Raw genomic sequence first — 19,677 nt, forward strand, 5'->3', positions numbered from 1 at the left:
GTTTCGTGACAGACTGCGGCGGTGATCGCTGACTTCGTCGTCGTGGGGACCGGCTCGGCCGGTGCGGTGCTGGCTGATCGACTGAGCGCCGACGGCACCGCGCAGGTGGTGGTGCTGGAGGCCGGGGCCGTCGACAAGAACCAGTTCATCCGTATCCCGGCGGCTTTCGCGAAGCTGTTCCGCGGCGAGTTCGATTGGGATTACTCGACCGAACCGCAGCCCGAGCTCGCCGGCCGGCGCATCTACTGGCCGCGCGGCAAGACCCTCGGCGGCTCGTCGTCGATGAACGCCATGATGTGGGTCCGCGGCCTGCCCGCCGATTACGACGAGTGGGGCGAGCTCGCCGGCGAAGAGTGGTCGTACGCGGCCGTGAAGAAGTATTTCGACCGGATCGAGGCCGGGCCGCTGGTGCTCAGCCCGCAGCGCAGCCCGCGCGGCGTCACGGCCGCGTGGCTGGAGGCCGCCGAGCAGTCCGGTTACGAGGGGTTCGTCGAGACCCGGGTGTGTCAGCGCCGCGGCGCGCGGTGGAGCACCGCCGACGCCTATCTGCGGCCGGCGTTGCGCAGGTCGAACCTGCATCTGCGCACCGGCGCCACGGCAACCCGCGTGCTGATCGAGGACGGGCGGGCGGTCGGCGTCGAGTACGAGGCGGACGGCCGTCGTCAGATCGTCCGGGCGCGCCGTGAGGTGATCCTGTGCGGAGGCGCGATCAACAGCCCGCAGCTGCTGATGCTGTCCGGGATCGGTCCGCGCGAGCATCTGGCCGAGCACGGCATCGACGTGGTCTACGACGCGCCGGGCGTCGGGTCGAACCTGCTGGACCACCTGGTCGTGCTGCTCGGGTTCGACGCCCATTGCGAGACCCTGATCAGCGCGGAAAAACCGGTGCAGCTGCTCAACTACCTGGCCCGCCGCCGCGGCATGCTGACCTCGAATGTCGGTGAGGCATATGGCTTCGTCCGCAGTGATCCTGAACTCGCGCAGCCCGACATCGAGCTGATCTTCGCCCCGGCACCGTTCTTCGACGAGGGCATCGGCGACGCCTACCCGCGCGACGCGGTGGCGATGGGGCCGATCCTGGTGAAGCCCAAGAGCACCGGCACCATCCGGCTGGCCTCGGCCGATCCATTGGCCAAGCCGATCATCGACCCGCGCTACCTGTCCGACCCCGAGGGTGCGGACCGCAAGGCACTGCTGGCGGGTTTGCGGATGCTGGCGGACATGACCCAGGCCCCGGCGCTGAAGGGACTGCTGGGCGACATTGCCCGCCCGGTGGGTGCGCACGATCTCGACGACCGCACGCTGGAGCTGGCACTGGCCACCACGTCGCACACGCTGTATCACCCGACCACGACTTGCCGGATGGGCAGCGACGAGGCCAGCGTGGTCGACCCGCAGCTCCGCGTCCGTGGGGTCGCGGGGCTGCGGGTCGCCGACGCTTCGGTGATGCCGACCATCATCCGGGGCCACACTCACGCCCCGAGCGTGCTGATCGGTGAGAAGGCCGCCGACCTCATCACCGCCTGAGGGTCAGAAGTAGGCGTTGGCGGGAATCGCGGTGCCGTGCAACAGGTTCTGCCCGACCACCCGAGCCTTGTAACCGACGGGGTTGTGCAGCGTGATGGTGCGGATGTTGCGCCAGTGCCGGTCGAGGTTGCGTTGCCGGCTGGCCGCGCTGGCACCGCCGAGCTCCAGGAGCTTGGTGGCGGCGCGCGGCGCGATGTCGTCCAGGTGCACCTTCACCTTCGCCGCCTGCAGCTGGGCCGTCGCGACCAGTGCCGCGTCGGGCACACCGTCCGGACCGGTCGAATCGATGGCCGCTCCGATCGCCGCCGCCGCATCCAGCACTGCGGCCCGAGCGATGTAGGCGGAGCTGGCCAGTTCGCCGAGCTGGCGCTGCAGCAGCGGGTCGTCGGTCGGTGATGCGGCAGAGGCGTGGCTGAAGCTGCGCTCGCGAGACCGCAGGAGCGTGATCCCGTCGTCCACGATGTTCTCCAGGATTCCGGCCACCACGGCGTGGATGTACAGCTGCAACAGGGTGTACTGCACCGACGGCACGGGCTCGGCGTCGTACCGCGTGTCCGTGAGCACTTCGTCGGGCAGCACCGTCACGTCCTGGAACCGCGTGGTGCCGGTGCCGGTACGGCGCTGACCGAAACCGTCCCAGTCGTCGATGATCGTCACGCCGGCGCGATCGGCCGGGACGATGACGGTCGCCACCGAATCATGATCGGTGGTCGCTGTCACGGTAAGGTAGTCCGAGAACAGGGTTCCGGTGCTGTAGAACTTCTCGCCGGTCAAGATGAATCCGCCGTCGTGGCCCGGCGTCAAGCGGGTGTTGAACACCAGGCTGCCCACCGCGTGGGAGCCCTTCTCACTGAACGCATTGCCGAACACCTTGCCGTTGGCCACCTTGTCCAGCCAGGCCCGGGACCCGGGCTGGTCCAGGGTGCGCAGCCGCTCCTCGACGAACCAGAAATGCGTACGGAAGATGTGCGCCACCACCGGATCGGCGCGGGCGACGTCGATGACGGCGGAAAACAGTTGCGGCACCGTGAGTCCGGCTCCGCCCAGCTCGGTGGGCAGGCGCAGGGTGCCGAATCCGGCCCGCTTGAGCGCGGCCACCTGGTCGAATGGATTCACGTCGTCCAGATCGCGGTCTTTGGCGCCCGCTGCGATATCGGCCAGCAGGTCGGTCCACGTTGTCGTGTCGGGGAGGTCGAGGATGGTCATGTCCCAGTTCTACGTACCAGGACAGTCACAGGCACGGCTTACGCTCGCGCCGAACCAAACGCGGCAGAATGAGTGTCGATGACCATGAACGCCAAGCGCCGCAAGGCGCACGACAAGCTCGCGGCGCTGCCGGGGGTACGGTCGGTGCGGCGACCCGTCCGGTCAAGTGGCGCAGAGGAATTCGATCTGTTCTACGTGCGGACCGGGCCGCTCAGCGAGCATCCGCTGGTGGTCATTCCGGGCGGGCCGGGTGCGGCGTCCATCGGGCACTACCGCAATTTGCGCCGCCGGGCGACGGCCGCCGGTCTGGACGTCATCATGGTCGAGCACCGGGGCGTCGGCATGTCCCGACACGACGACGACGGCGCCGACCTACCCACTGAGGCGCTGACCATCGAGGCCGCGGTCGACGACATCGCGGCGGTCCTGGACGACGCCGGCGTCGAGTCCGCGGTGATCTACGGCACGTCGTACGGCAGCTACCTGGCCGCCGGCGTCGGCGTGCGCCATCCCGCCCGCGTGCATGCCATGGTGCTGGACTCACCGCTGCTGTGCGCCGACGACATCGACGCGGTGCGCGAGGCCACCCGGGCCGTGCTGTGGGACGGCACCGAACCGGCGACGGAGGGGCTCGCCAAGAGGGTGCGGGACCTGGCCGCCGACGGGCAGCTGACGCCCTGGGTCGTGCAACTGGCGACGGGTCTGTACGGCCTGGTCGGCCCGGAAGTGCTGGAGCAGCAGCTCGAGTTGCTGCTCACCGGACGCGGCCTCCTCTGGGGCGCCATCGGGCACAGCACCAAGCTGCTGTTCGAGAGCAAGACGCCGTACCGGCATGAGCCCGACCTGGTCGAGCACATCGGCTACCAGGAGCTCAACTATGCCCCCGAGCCCGACGGCCTGCCGCTCGACCCGGCGCTGGCATACCGCGAATCGGCCACCGGCGACCCGGATTTCGTCGCCGAACCTTTCGACCTGGTGGCCGCGATGCCGGGATTCGACTGGCCCACCGTGGTGATCTCCGGCGGCCGGGACTTGATCACGCCGCCGGCCATCGCCCAGCGGGTCGCCGAACTGATTCCGGACGCTGTGCTGCTGGAACTGCCCAGCGCCGGACATAGCGTGCTCGACATGCGTGAGGGTGCGGCACTGACCATCGCCACTGCGGTGTGTGCCGGCGAATATGCGGAATTGCCGGACCGGGCAACGGAATTGGACAATATGCCGCCGGACTTCACGGTGCGCCTGATGGTCAAGGGCATCGCGACGGCCGCGGCCGCCGAGTCGCTGGTGCCGGCCGGGCTGCCGCGGGCCATCAGGCAGCTCAGGACTTGGTGAAGCCGATCGTCATGTAGTTCAGGTCGCCCAGGCCCGCAGGGCCGTAGTTGGCCAAAGTGCTTCGGACCGCCGCATTTCCGGGCGACTGGGCGAGCGGCAGACTGAACGTTTCGGCCCACAGCATGCGGTCCAGCTGGTTGGCCAGGGCCTGCGCCTTGACGGGATCGAGTTCGTCGAGCGTCTGCTCGATCTTGGCGTCGATCTCGGGCGTGCCGATCTTGCCGAAGTTGCTCTCGCCGCCCGAGGCATAGATCTGGGTCAGACCGCTCAAGGGGAAGGCGTCGCCCTGCCAGGCGAAGGCGGCGATATCGAAGTTACTCGGAATGATGTACTGGCTGAAGAAGTCTGCGCCGGAGGACACCACGAGTTCCAGCTTGACGCCGATATCGGCGAGGGTTTTCTGCGTCAGCTGCCCGATCTGCCGGCCGCTCGGGGCGTCGTAGAAGACGATCCGAACGTTCAACGGCTTGCCGTTTTTCTCCCGCACCGAGCGGCCGGCGGGCAGCTTCCAGCCCAGCGCGTCGAGTTCGCGCCGTGCCGCCTCCGGGTCGAAAGGCGTCCCGCCGCTGTTGTTCTGGTAGCCCGCCTGCCCCGCGACGTAGATGTGGTTGTTGAGTGGCACCGGGTTGTCCACCAGACCGTGCTGCAGGACGGTGACGATGGTCTTCCGGTCGATGCCCATGGCGATGGCGTGGCGCAGTGCGGGGTCGGCGAGCGGCGAGCCGGGCGCGCCGTTGAAGGTCAGGTGCGACCAGGTGGGTCCCGGCGCGGTGCGGATGTCGACGCCTTTGGTGCGTCGGGCGCGCACCATGTCGTCGATCGAGCCCAGCCCGGTGGCATCGATGGCGTTGTTCTGCAGCGCCGGGATACGAGCGGCGTCGTCGAGCACGAGGAACGTGATGCTGTCCAGCAGCGGCCGGGTGCCCCACCATTTCGGGTTGCGCGTCAGCGTGATTCGCTGCGCGCCGCGGTCGACGTTCGAGACGACGAACGGGCCGGCCGACGGCCCGGGCTTGTTCAGCTGTCCCTTGTTGAACACCTCGGGATCGGTCGTCGAGACCTTGGGCAGCAGCATGCCGTTGCCCGCGAACATGCCGCGCCAGTCGGCGTACGGGCGGGCGAACGTCATGACGGCCTGCCGGTCGTCGACGCCGCGGGTCACCGAGGCCACCCGCTCGCTGCCGTTGGGGCTCGCGATCTGGAACCGGGGGTCTTTGCCGGTCGTCGCGGTGACCTGGGCGGCGATGTCCTCCCAGGTGATCGGGGCGCCGTCGCTCCAGACGGCCTTGGGGTTGATGGTGTAGGTGACGACCTGCGGATTGGTGCCGGTGAGCTGGATGTCCGTGAAGTAGTCGTGGTTGACGGTGGTCGAACCGTCGGGTCCGACGATGAATGCCCGGGGCAGCGTGGGCCGCAGGATCGCGGCGGTGTCGACGGTGTTGCCGTCGATGTTCAGCGTGTTGAAGTTGTCCGGGAACGCGGTGAGCGCCAGCCGCAGATTGCCGCCTTCCCTCAGGGTCGCGGGGTCGTGTGGGTTGAGGTCGTTGGCCGCACCGAGTTTCGGTGCGCCGGCGCTGGACCCGCGGTACTCGCTCGAGCAGCCGGCCATCAGGGCGATCAGGGCGATGAGGGCCACCACCAGTTGACTGCGACGGGACGTCATCATTCCCCTCCCGGCTGCGGCACGGCATCGAGCAGCCGCTGGGTGTATGGGTCCTGCGGGGCGCTGAAAACCTGTGCGGCATCGCCCTGTTCGACGACGGCGCCCTTGTACATCACGGCCACGGTGTGGGCCAGGTGGCGGACCACCGAAAGGTCATGCGAGACAAACAGATACGACAGGTCGAAGCGCTCTTGCAGGTCCAATAGCAGGTTGATGATGCCGGCCTGGATCGAGACGTCCAGCGCCGACACCGGTTCGTCGAGCGCCAGAATCTTGGGCTGACGCGCCAGGGCCCGGGCGATGCCGATGCGCTGCTTCTGGCCACCGGAGAACTCGGCAGGGTAACGGGCGGCGTCCTCGTGCCGCAGCCCGACGATGCCGAGCAGTTCGGTGACGCGGTCGTCGATCCGGTTCTTGTCGAAACCGCCGACCCGCAAGGGTTCCGACAGCACATCGAACACCGGAAGCCGCGGATCCAGCGCCGCCACGGGATCCTGGAACACCACCTGCAGGTCGCCGCGTAGCTCGCGGCGCGTGTCGCGGGTCAGGCCGGCCACATCCTGGCCGAGCACCGTGATCGAACCCGACTGCGGCGCGGTCAGATTCAGGATCTGGTGCAGCGTGGTGGTCTTGCCGGAGCCCGATTCACCGACGATGCCCAGGGTCCGGCCCTGCCGCAGCTGCAGGCTGACGCCGTCGACGGCACGCAGCTCGCCGACGTTGCGCCGCAGCAACCCGCCACTGAGCTTGAACGTCTTGACGAGGTCGTTGACCGCGAGCACCACCGGCCGCTCGGCGCCGTCATCCGCGACGACCTCGGGTTCGGTTGCCACCCCGTAGATTTCGGCTGCGCTGCGGCCGGTCACCTGGTCGGTGTGGATGCAGGCGGCGGCCTGTCCGGGCGCGACCTCCAGCAGCGCGGGTTCGGCCGCCCGGCAGTCGTCGTCGGCCAGCGGGCAGCGGGGCGCGAAGGGGCAACCCGGCGGGAGTGCCGCCATCGACGGCGGCGCGCCGGGAATGGGCACCAACCGCGAGCCCTGCGGTGCGTCGAGCCGGGGCACCGAGCCCAGCAGGCCGACCGTGTACGGCATCACCCGGTCGCGGTACAGGTTCGCCACCGGCGCGGTCTCGACCGCCCGGCCGGCGTACATCACCATTGCGCGGTCGGCGAATTCGGCGACGACACCGAGATCGTGCGTGATCATCAGCACCCCGGCGCCGGTGACGTCGCGGGCAGTGCGCAGCACGTCGAGGATCTGCGCCTGCACGGTGACATCGAGCGCCGTGGTGGGTTCGTCGCAGATGATGAGATCGGGGTCATTGGCGATCGCGGTGGCGATGACGACGCGTTGGCGCTCACCGCCGGACAGCTCGTGCGGGAACGCGCGGGCGCGGGCCGCGGGCTGCTTGATGCCGACCAACTCCAGCAGTTCGACCGCCCGGCCGCGCGCGGCCCGCCGGCCCATCGAACGGTCGTGCACGCGAAGGGCTTCGGCGATCTGGTCGCCGACGGTGTACACGGGCGTGAGCGCCGACATCGGGTCCTGGAACACCGTGCCGATCACCCGGCCGCGTACCTGGGACATCGCGTCGTCATCGAGCCCGACGAGCTGCTTGCCCTGCAGTTTCACCGAACCGGTCACCTGGGCGTGCTCGGGCAGCAGCCCCACCACCGCCATGGCGGTCGCGGACTTCCCGGCGCCGGACTCACCGACCAAGGCCAGCACCTCGCCGGGCGCGATGTGAAAGTTCATGCCGCGCACGGCCGAGACGTCCTCGTCAGACGTCTGGAAGGTGACGGTGAGGTCGCGGACCGCGAGCAGCGGCGCGCTCATCGCTTCACCACCCGCCGCCGACGGGGCCGGGCCGAGGGATCGAGCGCGTCGCGCAAGCCGTCGCCGATCAGGTTGGCGCACAGCACGATCAGCACCAGGACGCCGGCCGGGAACAGGAACACCCAGGGGAACGTGGTGACCGACGGGGTGCCGTCGGCGATCAACGTGCCCAGGGACACGTCGGGCGGCTGCACCCCGAAACCCAGGTAACTCAAACCGGTTTCGGCCAGGATCGCGATGCCGACGTTGAGGGTGGTGTCGATGATCAGAATGGACGCCACGTTGGGCACGATGTGCCGGGCGATGATCCGGGCGTGGCTGACACCCATATACCGTGCGGCCGTGACGAACTCGCGTTCGCGCAGGCTCATGGTCAGACCGCGCACCATGCGCGAGCTGATCATCCACGAGAACGCCGCCAGCAGGACCACCAGCCACAGCACCGTGCTCTGGTGCCGGATGCGAGGCGTGACGATCGCGATCAGGATGAAACCGGGGATCACGAGCAGCAGGTCGACGACCCACATCAGCACCCGGTCGCGCCAGCCACCGAAGTAGCCCGCCACCGAGCCGACCGTCGCGGCGATCACCGTCGAGATCACGGCGACACAGACGCCGATCAGCATCGACTTCTGCATGCCGCGCAACGTCTGCGCGAACACGTCCTGGCCGAGGGCATTGGTGCCGAACAGATGCCGGCCGTCGGGAGGCTGCAGCAGCGCGTCGAAGTCCATGTCGGTGTACGAGTAGGGGAGCAGCGGCGGCAGGGCGTAGCAGCCAACGAACAGCGCCACCAGCAGCACCAGCGACACCACCGCGGGGCGGTTGCGGACGAAGCGCCGCGCCACCAAGGTGCGGCGCGATGCGAAGCGGGCGCGCGGCAGCCCGAACTGGACGCTCATGAGACCCGCACCCGGGGGTCGAGGGCGGCGTAGACGACGTCGGACAGCAGGCCGCCGATCAGGATCGTCGTCCCGGAGAACAGGGTGAACGCGGCGACGATGTTGGCGTCCTGGCCGTTGATGCCCTGCACCATCCATTCACCCATGCCGTGCCAGCCGAAGATCTTCTCGACGAACACCGCACCGGTGACCAGGCCCGCGACGCCGTAGGCGAACAGCGTGGCCATCGGGATCAGCGCGGTGCGCAGGCCGTGCTTGAAGAGCGCCTGGCGCCGGGTCAGGCCCTTGGCGCGGGCGGTCCGGATGAAGTCCTGGCCGAGTACGTCGAGCATCGCGTTGCGCTGGTAGCGGCTGTATCCGGCGATGGCGCCGAGGGCCAGGGTGGCGGTCGGCAGCACCAGGTGCTGCAGCCGGTCGACGAATCCGTGCCAACCGCCGGCCGCGTAGGGCGAGGTCTCGCCCGTGTACTGGAACAACTGGAAGCCCAGCACCTCGTTGACGCCGAGCGCGCCGAGAATCAGCATGTTCGCGATGACGAACGTCGGGGCGCTGAGAATCAGCAGCGCCAGCACGGTGATGGTGCGGTCGGAGAAGCGGTACTGCCGGATGGCGCCCCACGCCCCGATGATCACACCGATGATGGAGCCCAGGATCGACCCGATGGCCACCAGCCGCAGGCTGGTCCACACCCGTCGTCCCAGTTCTTCTGAAACCGGTTGCCCGGTAACGGTTTTCCCGAAGTCCCCATGTACCGCGCCGGACACCCAGTTGGCGTAGCGCGGCAGCAGTGGCTTGTCGAGACCCAGGTCGTGGGCCTTGGCGTCGATGACGGATTGCGGTGGCCGCGGGTTGCGCTGCAGCAGGCTGTCCAGCGGGTGGAAGGTCACCGACGTCAGCGCGAAGGTCAGGAACGTCGCCAGCGTCAACAGGATCGCGTAGTTGACCAATCGGCGGATCAGGAACCGCGTCATGGGTTGCTCGCTGGAAACCGCATCTGGACAGGTTAAGAGATCCCGGCGCGCTAGCGCGGGATTGGCACCTGATGGCCGCCGCCCTGTTCCCGGGCTGGTGACCCGACCAGTTCTGATTCTGTGGAATACCTGACGGCCGAGACGACTTGAAATGTTTGACCGGCTGCGGGCCCCAACGGTGTGGCGAAATCGTGGCGGATCGCGTCTAGGTGGGAGACCCGCGATGAGTCAAAACAAGCATTCTGAAATCAACAAGAAGTGGGCCGCCGGCGTCATCGCCGGGAGCATGGCTGTCTGTGCGATGGCCGTGGCGTTTGTCGGGGCGCAGGCGCAAACTCTGCAATCGACATCGGCCAACGGCACCTCGGTCAGTTCGGTCGTCAGCGCCACGACGGTCGGGCCGATCGTCAGCGCCGCGCCGGCCATCACCGGACCCGCTCCGCTGTACCCGGGGCAGGATCCGGGCTGATGAGGTCTGGGTCGTGGCGGACAGGCCTCCGCCGCGGCCCAAACTCCCGCGCTGCGGCTATGCAGGCGAACTGCCAGAAGCGATTCAGTGTGTTGCCAGATTGGCGGCGTTGACTCGAAGGCATGAAAGGCCGCGCCCCGACGGTGCGGCGCAGCGCAGTGGTCCCAAGTACACGGGAGGCAGACCATGAGTCGACCAGAGACTTCTGGCATCACCTTGAAATGGGCAATCGGCATCATCGGTGGAAGCGCGGCACTAGGCGCCGCGGCGGTATGTGCCGGGGTGCTGGCGGGCCCCTCCGAGACGACGTCGGCCAACAGCACGTTGATCACGTCGACCAGCACGACCGCACCGGTCACCTTTGCGGCGCCGTCGATCACGGGCAAGGCTCCGCTGTGGGCCGGGCAGTCGCCGGACACCAACCCCCAGGGTTAGCCACTCGGCCCAATTCACAGCTCGCGCATAGATTCGCCACAGTCGCGCCCCACACCGGTGCGAATAATGGAATCTGTGACAGGTCCCAGCAGCACCGCCCGTGACAGTGAAGCCCCGCGTGTCGTCATGCACCGGGCCGACGGCAAGCCGATCAGCGTCCTCGTGGTCGACGACGAGCCCGTCCTCGCCGAGCTCGTGTCCATGGCACTGCGGTATGAGGGCTGGGACATCGCCACGGCCGGCGACGGCGCGACGGCGATCGCGCTGGCCAAGGACAACCCGCCCGACGTGGTGGTGCTGGACGTCATGCTGCCCGACATGAGCGGGCTCGATGTGCTGCGCAAGCTGCGCGAACAGATCCCGGGCCTGCCCCTGCTGCTGCTGACCGCGAAGGATTCGGTCGAGGACCGCATCGCCGGCCTGACCGCGGGCGGCGACGACTACGTGACCAAACCGTTCAGCATCGAGGAAGTGGTGCTGCGGCTGCGCGCGCTGCTGCGCCGCACCGGTGTGGCGAATGAGGCCGGTGACGCGCAGATCGTCGTCGGCGACCTGGTGCTCGACGAGGACAGTCACGAGGTGACGCGCGCCGGCGAACAGATCACCTTGACCGCTACCGAGTTCGAACTGCTGCGGTACATGATGCGCAACTCCAAGCGGGTGCTGAGCAAGGCCCAGATTCTCGACCGCGTGTGGAGCTACGACTTCGGCGGCCGCTCCAACATCGTCGAACTCTACGTGTCGTACCTGCGCAAGAAGATCGACAGTGGCCGCGAGCCCATGATCCACACGCTGCGCGGCGCCGGATATGTCCTCCGACCCGCTCGCTGAGGCCGGCACGCGCATCTGGCAGCCGCGCACCTGGTCGCTGCGGGTGCGGCTGCTGGTCACCCAGGTTCTGCTGCTGGCGCTGGTCATCGTCGGCGTCGGCGCCGCGACCGAGTTTGCGCTGCAGCGCTTTCTGCTGCATCAGCTGGACGACCAGGTGCTGGAGGCGGGCCGGCGCTCGGCCGCCATTTTCGAGCTGCCACCGCCGCCCATGGCGCCGCCGTTGACCGGTGGGGTGCCGCGGCCGTCGATGGATCCGCATTTCCGGATGCGCTTCGACCCCGAAGCCGGCCCCGGTCCCGGCTTCCTCAACGCGCCCGGACAGGCCGTCGGCACCATCGGAGCGGTGGTGTTCCGTGGCCAGGTCGACGCCGGTGTCATCACCTCCGAGGGCAGTCGTGACTCGGTGACCACCACGGCCACAGCACAATTGGCGCAGGTGCGACCGGATCGGAAGATCCGCACCATGGACATCGACGGTGTCGGAACGTACCGGGTCATCGGCCTGCATCCCCGGCACGGCGGTCCGCAGACCATCGTCACCGGCCTGCCCACCCGGCACGTCGACAACACGCTGTTGTGGGTGCTCGGCATGTTCTGTGCGGTGGGCGCGCTGGCGCTGATCGGGGCGACGGTGGTCGGGGTGTGGATCATCCGCCGCCAACTCGCCCCGCTGTCACGGGTTTCCGCGGCCGCGCGCGATGTCGCCGACCGGGAACTGGACCGCGGTGAAGTCCAGTTGCCGACGGAGATCGTGCACGTCGATCCCGTCGCCGCGCACACCGAGGTCGGCCAGCTGGGTTCGGCGCTCAACCGCATGCTGGACCGCATCGCCGGCGCGCTCGCAGCCCGTCATGCCAGTGAGACGCGGGTGCGCCAGTTCGTGGCCGACGCCAGTCATGAACTCCGCACGCCGCTCGCCGCAATCCGGGGCTATACCGAACTGGCGCAACGCAAGAGCGACGAACTGCCCGCCGATGTCGCGCACGCCATGAACCGCGTCGAATCCGAGACGGTCCGGATGACCCGACTTGTCGAGGACATGCTGCTGCTGGCCCGTCTCGATGCCGGCCGGCCGCTGGAGATGGAGGACGTCGACCTGTCCCAGCTGGTCGTGGACGCGGTCAGCGACGCCCACGTCGCCGGCCCCGACCACAACTGGTCGCTGGATCTGCCGGAGGAACCCGTCACCATCGAGGGCGATCCGGCGCGGCTGCACCAGGTGCTGGTGAACCTGCTGGCGAATGCGCGCACGCACACGCCGGCGGGTACGTCGGTGACCATCGCGCTGTCCGCCGATGCGGACGCCACGGTGATCAGCGTCGCCGACGACGGCCCGGGGATTCCAAAGACGTTGCAGCCCGAGGTGTTCGAGCGGTTCGCCCGTGGCGACTCGTCGCGGTCCCGGCAGGCCGGCAGCACCGGCCTGGGGCTGGCCATCGTCGCCGCGGTCGTGAAAGCGCACGGCGGCACCATCAGCGTCGACAGCCGACCCGGCGCGACGGTCTTCACCGTGCGCCTGCCCGCGGGCCCGGCGGCCGCAGGCTCACAGCCGCTGCACAGCATTGCCTCGACGTCCGCCTAATCAACGCTCCCACAATGAGACTGGTGACTCGCGAACTACGCCGCCGCCCGCTCGGCGAACAACTCCAGCTCGGACTCCTGCTGGCGGGTACCGCTGTGTTGTACCTGTGGAACCTGTCGGTGAGTGGGTGGGCCAACAGCTTCTATTCAGCGGCCGCGCAGGCCGGTGCCAGTGACTGGACCGCAATGTTGTTCGGCGCCAGCGACTCCGGCAATGCCATCACCGTCGACAAGACTCCCGGCGCGCTGTGGGTGATGGACCTGTCGGTGCGGCTGTTCGGGCTCAGCTCCTGGAGCATCCTGGTGCCGCAGGCCCTGATGGGTGTGACGGCGGTGGCGGTGCTGTATGCCGCGGTGCGCCGCGCCGCCGGGCCGGCCGCCGCCCTGCTGGCCGGTGTGGTGTTCGCGCTGACACCGGTGGCCACCTTGATGTTCCGGTTCAACAATCCCGACGCGCTGCTGGTCCTGCTGCTGGTGATCGGTGCCTACTGCGTGCAGCGTGCCTGCGAAGAGGACGCGGGCCGTTGGTGGTTGGTCGCCGCCGGGGTGGCCGCGGGGTTCGCGTTCCTGGCCAAGATGCTGCAGGCGTTCCTGGTGCTGCCGGCCTTCGCGGCCGCGTACCTGGTCGCCGGGCCGTCTCCGGTGCGTACCCGGCTGTGGCGGCTGCTCGGCGGCACCGCCGCGATGGTCGTCTCCGGCGGTTGGTACCTGGCGCTGGTCGAGCTGTGGCCGGCCGCGTCGCGCCCGTATGTCGGCGGATCGCAACATGATTCGATCATCGAACTGGCACTGGGCTACAACGGTGTGGGCCGGCTGAACGGGAACGAGCCCGGTGGCCTGGGCAACCCGAACTTCGATGTCGGCTGGGACCGGCTAATCGGCGCCAGCATGGGCAGCTACGCCGGTTGGCTGCTGCCCGCGGCACTGATCTGTCTGGTCGCGGGACTGGTACTCACGCGGCGCGCCCCGCGGACCGATGCGACGCGGGGCGCCCTGATCCTGTGGGGCGGGTGGCTGGTGCTCACCGCCGCGGTGTTCAGCTTCGCGAACGGCATCGTGCACCAGTACTACACGGTCGCGCTGGCGCCGGCCATCGGCGCGTGCGTGGGTATCGGATCGGTTCTGTTGTGGCGCAACCGCACTGCGTTGGTGGCCCGGCTGACCATGGCCGGCACCGTGGTGGCCACGGCGGCGGTGGCGGCGATACTGCTGGGTCGCGCTGACATCAGCTGGTTGCGGACCTCGGTGCTGATCGTGGGCGCCGTCGCCGCACTGCTGTTGCTGGCGCCGCCGCGATTCGGCCCCGCACGCCTGGTGGTGGCCGTCACGGTCCTGGTGTCCCTAGCGGCACCCACTGCGTATTCGATTGCCACCGCTGGTGTTTCGCATACCGGGGCGATGCCGTCCGTGAGCGGGCCCGGCGGACACGGTTCGGGGTGGGGGCCGCCTCCTCCCGGGCGCATGAAGGCCCGGGGCCCCGCCGGTGGGCCGGGTCGTGCGATGGGCGCTCCGCCGCAAGGCTTCCGGCCGGGCGGCGGGCTCTTCGAGTCTCCCAAGCCCAGCGCTGCCGTCAGCGCACTGCTGAGCGCCGACGCCGCGAACTACCGCTGGGCGGCCGCCGTCATCGGCTCCACCAACGCCGCCGGCTACCAGCTGGCGGCCCGCGTCCCGGTCATGGCGATCGGCGGCTTCAACGGCACCGACCCCGCGCCCACGCTCGCGCAGTTCCAGCAGTACGTCGCCGCCGCACAGATTCACTACTTCGTCGAAGGCGACATCAACATGGGCTGGGGACACCACGGCCAGGACGATGACAAGCAGGAATCGCGGCAGATCGCCACCTGGGTCAGCGCACACTTCACCGCCACCACTGTGGACAACACCGTCGTCTACGACCTGACCCGGCCGCGCTGATCCCGCGGTGCGGGCGGTCGGCGGCTCGAAACACATAGCTGGCCCATAGCTTCAGCCCATGGCGGCCTAAAGCTGCGGTCCAAAAATCAATGTCATGACGAACCTGGTCGAGCGCGACGCCGAGCAACGCTTCACTACGCGCCCAAATGCCGCCCTCGCCGCACGCGCTGCCGGCGTCCCGGTGCTGGACATCGTGGTGCCCGTCTACAACGAGCAGGTCGCGCTGCCCGGCTGCATCCGCCGCCTGCACCGCCACCTGGAAGAGCACGTCCCGTACCCGGTGCAGATCACCATCGCCGACAACGCCAGCATCGACGCCACCCCACAGGTTGCCGCCGAGCTGGCCCTCGAGTTCGACAACGTCCGCGTCGTGCGGCTCGAGCTCAAGGGCCGCGGCCGCGCGCTGCACGAGGTGTGGTCGCACTCGCAGTCCCCGGTGCTCGTCTACATGGACGTCGATCTCTCCACCGACCTGGCGGCCCTCGGCCCGCTGGTGGCCCCGTTGATCTCGGGCCACTCGGACCTGGCCATCGGCACCCGGCTCGCCCGGTCTTCCCGCGTCGTGCGCGGGCCGAAGCGGGAGTTCATCTCGCGCTGCTACAACCTGATCCTGCGCGGGGCACTGTCGGCCAAGTTCTCCGACGCCCAGTGCGGCTTCAAGGCCATCCGGGCCGACGTGGCCCAGGCGCTGCTGCCGCTCGTCGAGGACACCGGCTGGTTCTTCGACACCGAGCTGCTCGTGCTGGCCGAGCGCACGGGACTGCGCATCCACGAGGTCCCCGTCGACTGGGTCGACGACCCCGACAGCCGCGTGGACATCATCGCGACCGCGGCCGCCGACCTCAAGGGCGTCGGCCGCCTGCTGCGCGGCTTCGCCAACGGCAGCATCCCGGTGAACACGATTGCCGCCCAGCTGGGTTCGTCGACCAAGGCGGCCGCGCCCGGCTCGCTGCTGCGTCAGGTCGTCCGCTTCGGGACCATCGGCGTCGCCTCGACGCTGGCCTACCTGTTGCTGTTCATGATGATGCACACCGCGCTCGGCGCGCAGACCGCCAACCTGATCGCCCTGCTGCTCACCGCGATCGTCAACACCACCGCCAACCGGCGGTTCACGTTCGGCGTCCGCGGTGGGGGAGCGGCGAGTGCGACCCGGCACCAGTTCGAGGGATTGATCGTCTTCGGTATCGCCCTGACCATCACCAGCGGGGCGCTGGCCGGGCTGCACGTGTTCGCGCCGCACGCCCACCATCTCCTCGAGCTGAGCGTGCTGGTGGCCGCCAACCTGGTTGCCACCGCAGTGCGGTTCGTGCTGCTGCGCGGTTGGGTGTTCCACCCGCGGCGTCAGAGCTAGAGCGTCCACCCAGTGCGCGAATTGACCTGCCTACCAACCGCTTCAGAGGAGACCCGCTCGTGATCGCCACCGCGCCTGCCAAGGCTCACCTGCCGAAGGCTCGCCGCCGCCCGGCCGTGTGGGGACGCCCGGTCTGGGAACGGACCGCGCTGCTGACACTGCTGGCCGGGACGGCCGTGCTGTACCTGTGGGCGCTCGGCTCGTCGGGCTGGGCCAACTCGTACTACGCCGCCGCGGCCCAGGCCGGCACCCAGAACTGGGAGGCGCTGCTGTTCGGATCGTTCGATGCCGGCAACGCGATCACGGTCGACAAGCCGCCGGCCGCCCTGTGGCTGATGGGCCTGTCCGGCCGGCTGTTCGGATTCAGCGCGTTCAGCATGCTGCTGCCGCAGGCCCTCATGGGTGTGGCGTCGGTCGGGATGCTGTACGCGACGGTCCGTCGCACCAGCGGCGCGGCCGCCGGACTGCTGGCCGGTCTGGTGCTGGCGGTGACTCCCGTTGCGGCCCTGATGTTCCGGTTCAACAACCCCGACGCGCTGCTCGTGCTGCTGCTGATCAGCGCGGCCTACTGCACGGTGCGGGCCATCCAGTCCGCCGAATTCGCCGTGTCCGCGCGGTGGATGACGCTGACGGGCGTCATCGTCGGCTTCGCCTTCCTGACCAAGATGCTGCAGGCCTTCCTGCCGGTACCGGGTCTGGCCCTGGCATTCCTCGTCGCCGCGCCGTTCAGCGTGGGACGCCGGATCAGCGCGCTGCTGATGTCCGGTGTGGCCGTGGTGGTTTCGGCCGGGTGGTACATCGCGCTGGTCAGCCTGTGGCCGGCCGACGCCCGTCCATACATCGCCGGGTCGACCGACAACAGCCTGCTGCAGTTGGCGTTGGGCTACAACGGCATCGAGCGGATCACCGGCGGTGACCGTCCCAGCGGCGGCCCAGGCGGCCCCGGCGGCGGCATGCGGGACAACCTTTTCTTCGGCGGCCACGCCGGCATCACCCGGCTCTTCGGCCCGTCGATGGGCGTCGAGGTGTCGTGGTTGCTGCCCGCGGCGTTGCTCGGTCTCGTGCTGCTGTTGTGGACCAGTCGCCGCGCCGCGCGGACCGACCTGGCACGCGCGGGTGTATTGCTCTGGGGCGGTTGGCTTCTGGTGACCGGTGCGGTGTTCAGCTTCATGGACGGCACGGTGCACCCGTACTACAACGTCGCGCTCGCCCCTGCGGTCGCCGCGTTGGCCGGCATGGTGGTCGCGCAGCTGTGGCAGCGCCGGGAGACGTTGTCGGCACGGCTGTTGCTCGCACTAATCTTGGTCGTTTCGGCCGGGTGGGCGTTCGCGCTGCTGTCCCGCACCCCGGACTGGATGCCCGCCCTGCGGTGGACCATCGCGGTGGTGGCGGTCCTGGCGGCGGTGGCCGTCGTGGCGGTCGGGGCGCGCTCCGGACGGGTCACGGCCGTCGTCGCCGGTATCGCGGTCGCCGCGGCCCTGGCCGGGTCGGCGTCGTTCACGATCTACAACGTGGCCGCGGCCCACAGCAGTGGCCCCGGCTCGATGTCAGGTCCGCCGCGGCCCGGCGGTGATTCGTGGCCGGGTGGTGGCCCGGGTGGTCCGCACCGCGACGGCCCCAACGCCGAACTCGAGAACCTGATCCGCGGTGCCGACAACCGTTGGGCCGCAGCGACGGTCGGGTCCTTCCAGGCCGGCGATCTGGAGTTGAGCACCGGCAAGTCGTTGATGGCGATCGGCGGATTCTCCGGCGGGGACAACGCGCCGACCCTGGCGCAGTTCCAGCGGTACGTGGAGGACGGCCAGATCCACTACTTCATCGCCGGCGATCACAAGGGGCCCGGCGGCCCCCGGCGTGAGCGGGGTAGTGCCGCCGAGATCACCGCATGGGTGACGGGGCACTTCGCCAAGCTCGACGTCGGTGGCGCGACGGTCTACGACCTCGAGGCGCCCCACTGATCGGAGCACGCGTCTATGCCTCGGATTGCAGTCAGCAGGTGACTGCGATCCGAGGCATTGCGTTTCGTTGGCCTCGATCGGGCGGCCTCGCTCAGCCGATCTTGTACGTGCCGACGGCCTTGGCCACCGGGTCGCCGCCCGGTGTCTCGATCTCGACCTCGCAGTGCACCAAGGACTTTCCGCGGTGCAGCACGCGCCCGACACCGATCAGGTCGGTCGACCGGGCGGGCGCCAGGTACTGGACCGACATCGAGATCGTCACCCCGCGAAGCGATTCGGGTTCGCGTTCGGTCGACCACGCCGCCGCCATGACCGTGACATCGGCCAGTGCGGCGATGGCGCCGCCGTGCACCATGTCGGCCAGCGTGGTGTTGGTCGGGTCCCACGGCATCCGCAACCGGACCTCCGGGGCGTCGAGTGCTTCGGCGACGATGCCCAGCTTGGCGACGAGCGGTGACTGCGGGATGAACTGCGCCATGACCTCGGCGCCGGTACTCGGGCTCATGTCATGGAAGTCTGCGCGCGGCGGGTAGTCGGTTCAATTACCTGGCAGGTAGTGATGGCGACCCGGCGTGAAGCGTGGGGTGGGGTGCTCCTTCGGGCAGAGACGGCGATCGGGAAGCCGGCAGCCGCCGGCGGCGTTGTTCCACCTGATCTCGGTGGTTACAACCGTTGACACTGCGCCACCGGGCACGTAAATTCCGACCATGGTTCTTAACTTGACCAGTTCTACCAACTTTACGGGGAAATGATGACCGTCACTCCCGACGCCGCCGAGGCGTCCAAGGTGGACCAGCGGGCCGCCAAATACGAATTGAGCCATCTGCGATCGCTGGAGGCCGAGGCCATCCACATCATCCGCGAGGTCGCCGCGGAGTTCGAGCGGCCGGTGCTGCTGTTCTCCGGTGGCAAGGACTCGATCGTGATGCTGCACCTGGCCATCAAGGCGTTCGCGCCGGGCCGCCTGCCGTTCCCCGTCATGCACGTCGACACGGGCCACAACTTCGAAGAGGTCATCGCCACCCGCGACGCCCTGGTCGAGAAGTACAACCTGCGCCTGGTCGTGGCCAGCGTGCAGGACGACATCGACGCCGGACGCGTCGTCGACAACGGTCCCTCGCGTAACCCGCTGCAGACTGTGTCGCTGCTGCGCGGCATCCGCGAGAACAAGTTCGACGCCGCCTTCGGTGGCGCCCGGCGCGACGAGGAGAAGGCCCGCGCCAAGGAGCGTGTCTTCAGCTTCCGCGACGAGTTCGGCCAGTGGGACCCCAAGAACCAGCGCCCCGAGCTGTGGAACCTGTACAACGGCCGGCACCGCAAGGGCGAGCACATCCGCGTCTTCCCGCTGTCGAACTGGACCGAGTACGACATCTGGGCCTACATCGGCGCCGAGGAGATCGCGCTGCCGAGCATCTACTACGCGCACGAGCGCCAGGTCTTCGAGCGCGACGGCATGCTGCTGGCCGTGCACGAATACCTGAAGCCGAACGACGACGAGCCGGTCATCACCAAGACCGTCCGGTTCCGCACCGTCGGTGACGTCACCTGCACCGGTTGCGTCGAGTCGGAGGCTTCGACCGTCGAGGAAGTCATCGCCGAGACCGCGGTGTCCCGACTGACCGAGCGCGGCGCGACCCGCGCAGACGACCGGATTTCTGAGGCCGGCATGGAAGACCGTAAGCGGGAAGGCTACTTCTGA

16 protein-coding genes are annotated in these 19,677 nt (G+C 68.8%); 10 read left to right on the forward strand and 6 right to left on the reverse strand.

From position 1 onward, the window contains the following. Positions 1-21 precede the first annotated feature (21 nt). A complete protein-coding gene (locus ACZ5IQ_RS06680; RefSeq protein ID WP_464481011.1) occupies positions 22-1,527 on the forward strand; it encodes a GMC family oxidoreductase in 1,506 nt (501 codons plus the stop codon). 3 nt (positions 1,528-1,530) lie between these two features. On the opposite strand, the gene ACZ5IQ_RS06685 is transcribed toward ACZ5IQ_RS06680, so the two are convergent. Continuing rightward, positions 1,531-2,733 (reverse strand): acyl-CoA dehydrogenase family protein, encoded by a 1,203-nt coding sequence (locus ACZ5IQ_RS06685; protein WP_318986564.1) that lies wholly within the window; start codon positions 2,731-2,733, stop codon positions 1,531-1,533. Positions 2,734-2,811: 78 nt separating this feature from the next. Here ACZ5IQ_RS06685 and ACZ5IQ_RS06690 point away from each other — a divergent pair, with 78 nt between their 5' ends. Further along, entirely contained in the window at positions 2,812-4,068 is a 1,257-nt protein-coding gene (locus ACZ5IQ_RS06690) for an alpha/beta hydrolase (protein ID WP_464481012.1), read from the forward strand. Here the strand turns inward: ACZ5IQ_RS06690 and ACZ5IQ_RS06695 are convergent. Genes ACZ5IQ_RS06695 through ACZ5IQ_RS06710 form a run of 4 tightly spaced genes read right to left on the reverse strand, consistent with a single transcriptional unit; the run spans position 4,055 to position 9,439 of the window. After that, a complete protein-coding gene (locus tag ACZ5IQ_RS06695; protein ID WP_406775634.1) occupies positions 4,055-5,731 on the reverse strand; it encodes an ABC transporter family substrate-binding protein in 1,677 nt (558 codons plus the stop codon). The genes ACZ5IQ_RS06690 and ACZ5IQ_RS06695 overlap by 14 nt on opposite strands. Further along, positions 5,731-7,566, reverse strand: coding sequence for a dipeptide ABC transporter ATP-binding protein (locus ACZ5IQ_RS06700; protein ID WP_212812560.1), 1,836 nt, complete (start codon positions 7,564-7,566; stop codon positions 5,731-5,733). Before ACZ5IQ_RS06700 ends, ACZ5IQ_RS06695 begins: the two co-directional genes overlap by 1 nt. Continuing rightward, a complete protein-coding gene (locus ACZ5IQ_RS06705) occupies positions 7,563-8,468 on the reverse strand; it encodes an ABC transporter permease (protein ID WP_212812559.1) in 906 nt (301 codons plus the stop codon). The genes ACZ5IQ_RS06700 and ACZ5IQ_RS06705 overlap by 4 nt, the downstream gene beginning before the upstream one ends. Next, complete coding sequence (locus ACZ5IQ_RS06710; RefSeq protein WP_212812558.1) at positions 8,465-9,439, reverse strand: ABC transporter permease; 975 nt, start codon at positions 9,437-9,439, stop codon at positions 8,465-8,467. Before ACZ5IQ_RS06710 ends, ACZ5IQ_RS06705 begins: the two co-directional genes overlap by 4 nt. 223 nt (positions 9,440-9,662) lie before the next feature. On the opposite strand from ACZ5IQ_RS06710, the gene ACZ5IQ_RS06715 reads away from it, so the two are divergent. The 7 genes from ACZ5IQ_RS06715 (at position 9,663) to ACZ5IQ_RS06745 (ending at position 17,978) form a co-directional block, all read left to right on the forward strand. Next, positions 9,663-9,908 (forward strand): hypothetical protein, encoded by a 246-nt coding sequence (locus ACZ5IQ_RS06715; protein WP_212812557.1) that lies wholly within the window; start codon positions 9,663-9,665, stop codon positions 9,906-9,908. 186 nt (positions 9,909-10,094) lie between these two features. Then, entirely contained in the window at positions 10,095-10,343 is a 249-nt protein-coding gene (locus tag ACZ5IQ_RS06720) for a hypothetical protein (protein ID WP_212812556.1), read from the forward strand. Positions 10,344-10,469: 126 nt separating this feature from the next. After that, positions 10,470-11,174, forward strand: a complete 705-nt coding sequence (locus ACZ5IQ_RS06725) for a response regulator transcription factor (protein ID WP_212814924.1) — start codon at positions 10,470-10,472, stop codon at positions 11,172-11,174. After that, a complete protein-coding gene (locus ACZ5IQ_RS06730) occupies positions 11,152-12,756 on the forward strand; it encodes a sensor histidine kinase (protein ID WP_212812555.1) in 1,605 nt (534 codons plus the stop codon). Before ACZ5IQ_RS06725 ends, ACZ5IQ_RS06730 begins: the two co-directional genes overlap by 23 nt. Positions 12,757-12,770: 14 nt before the next feature. Then, a complete protein-coding gene (locus tag ACZ5IQ_RS06735; protein ID WP_406775632.1) occupies positions 12,771-14,669 on the forward strand; it encodes a glycosyltransferase family 39 protein in 1,899 nt (632 codons plus the stop codon). Positions 14,670-14,763: 94 nt separating this feature from the next. Further along, on the forward strand, positions 14,764-16,020 hold the full coding sequence (locus tag ACZ5IQ_RS06740; RefSeq protein ID WP_212812553.1) for a bifunctional glycosyltransferase family 2/GtrA family protein: 1,257 nt from the start codon (positions 14,764-14,766) through the stop codon (positions 16,018-16,020). A 59-nt stretch (positions 16,021-16,079) separates the two neighbouring features. Next, on the forward strand, positions 16,080-17,978 hold the full coding sequence (locus ACZ5IQ_RS06745; protein ID WP_371824522.1) for an ArnT family glycosyltransferase: 1,899 nt from the start codon (positions 16,080-16,082) through the stop codon (positions 17,976-17,978). 91 nt (positions 17,979-18,069) lie between these two features. Here the strand turns inward: ACZ5IQ_RS06745 and ACZ5IQ_RS06750 are convergent, their stop codons facing one another. After that, positions 18,070-18,483: a PaaI family thioesterase gene (locus tag ACZ5IQ_RS06750; protein ID WP_110772304.1), complete on the reverse strand. Its 414-nt coding sequence runs from the start codon at positions 18,481-18,483 to the stop codon at positions 18,070-18,072. A 243-nt stretch (positions 18,484-18,726) separates the two neighbouring features. Between ACZ5IQ_RS06750 and cysD the strand changes: the two genes are divergently transcribed. Then, on the forward strand, positions 18,727-19,677 hold the full coding sequence (gene cysD, locus ACZ5IQ_RS06755) for a sulfate adenylyltransferase subunit CysD (protein WP_212812552.1): 951 nt from the start codon (positions 18,727-18,729) through the stop codon (positions 19,675-19,677).

It is taken from the genome of Mycobacterium toneyamaense (assembly GCF_055384815.1).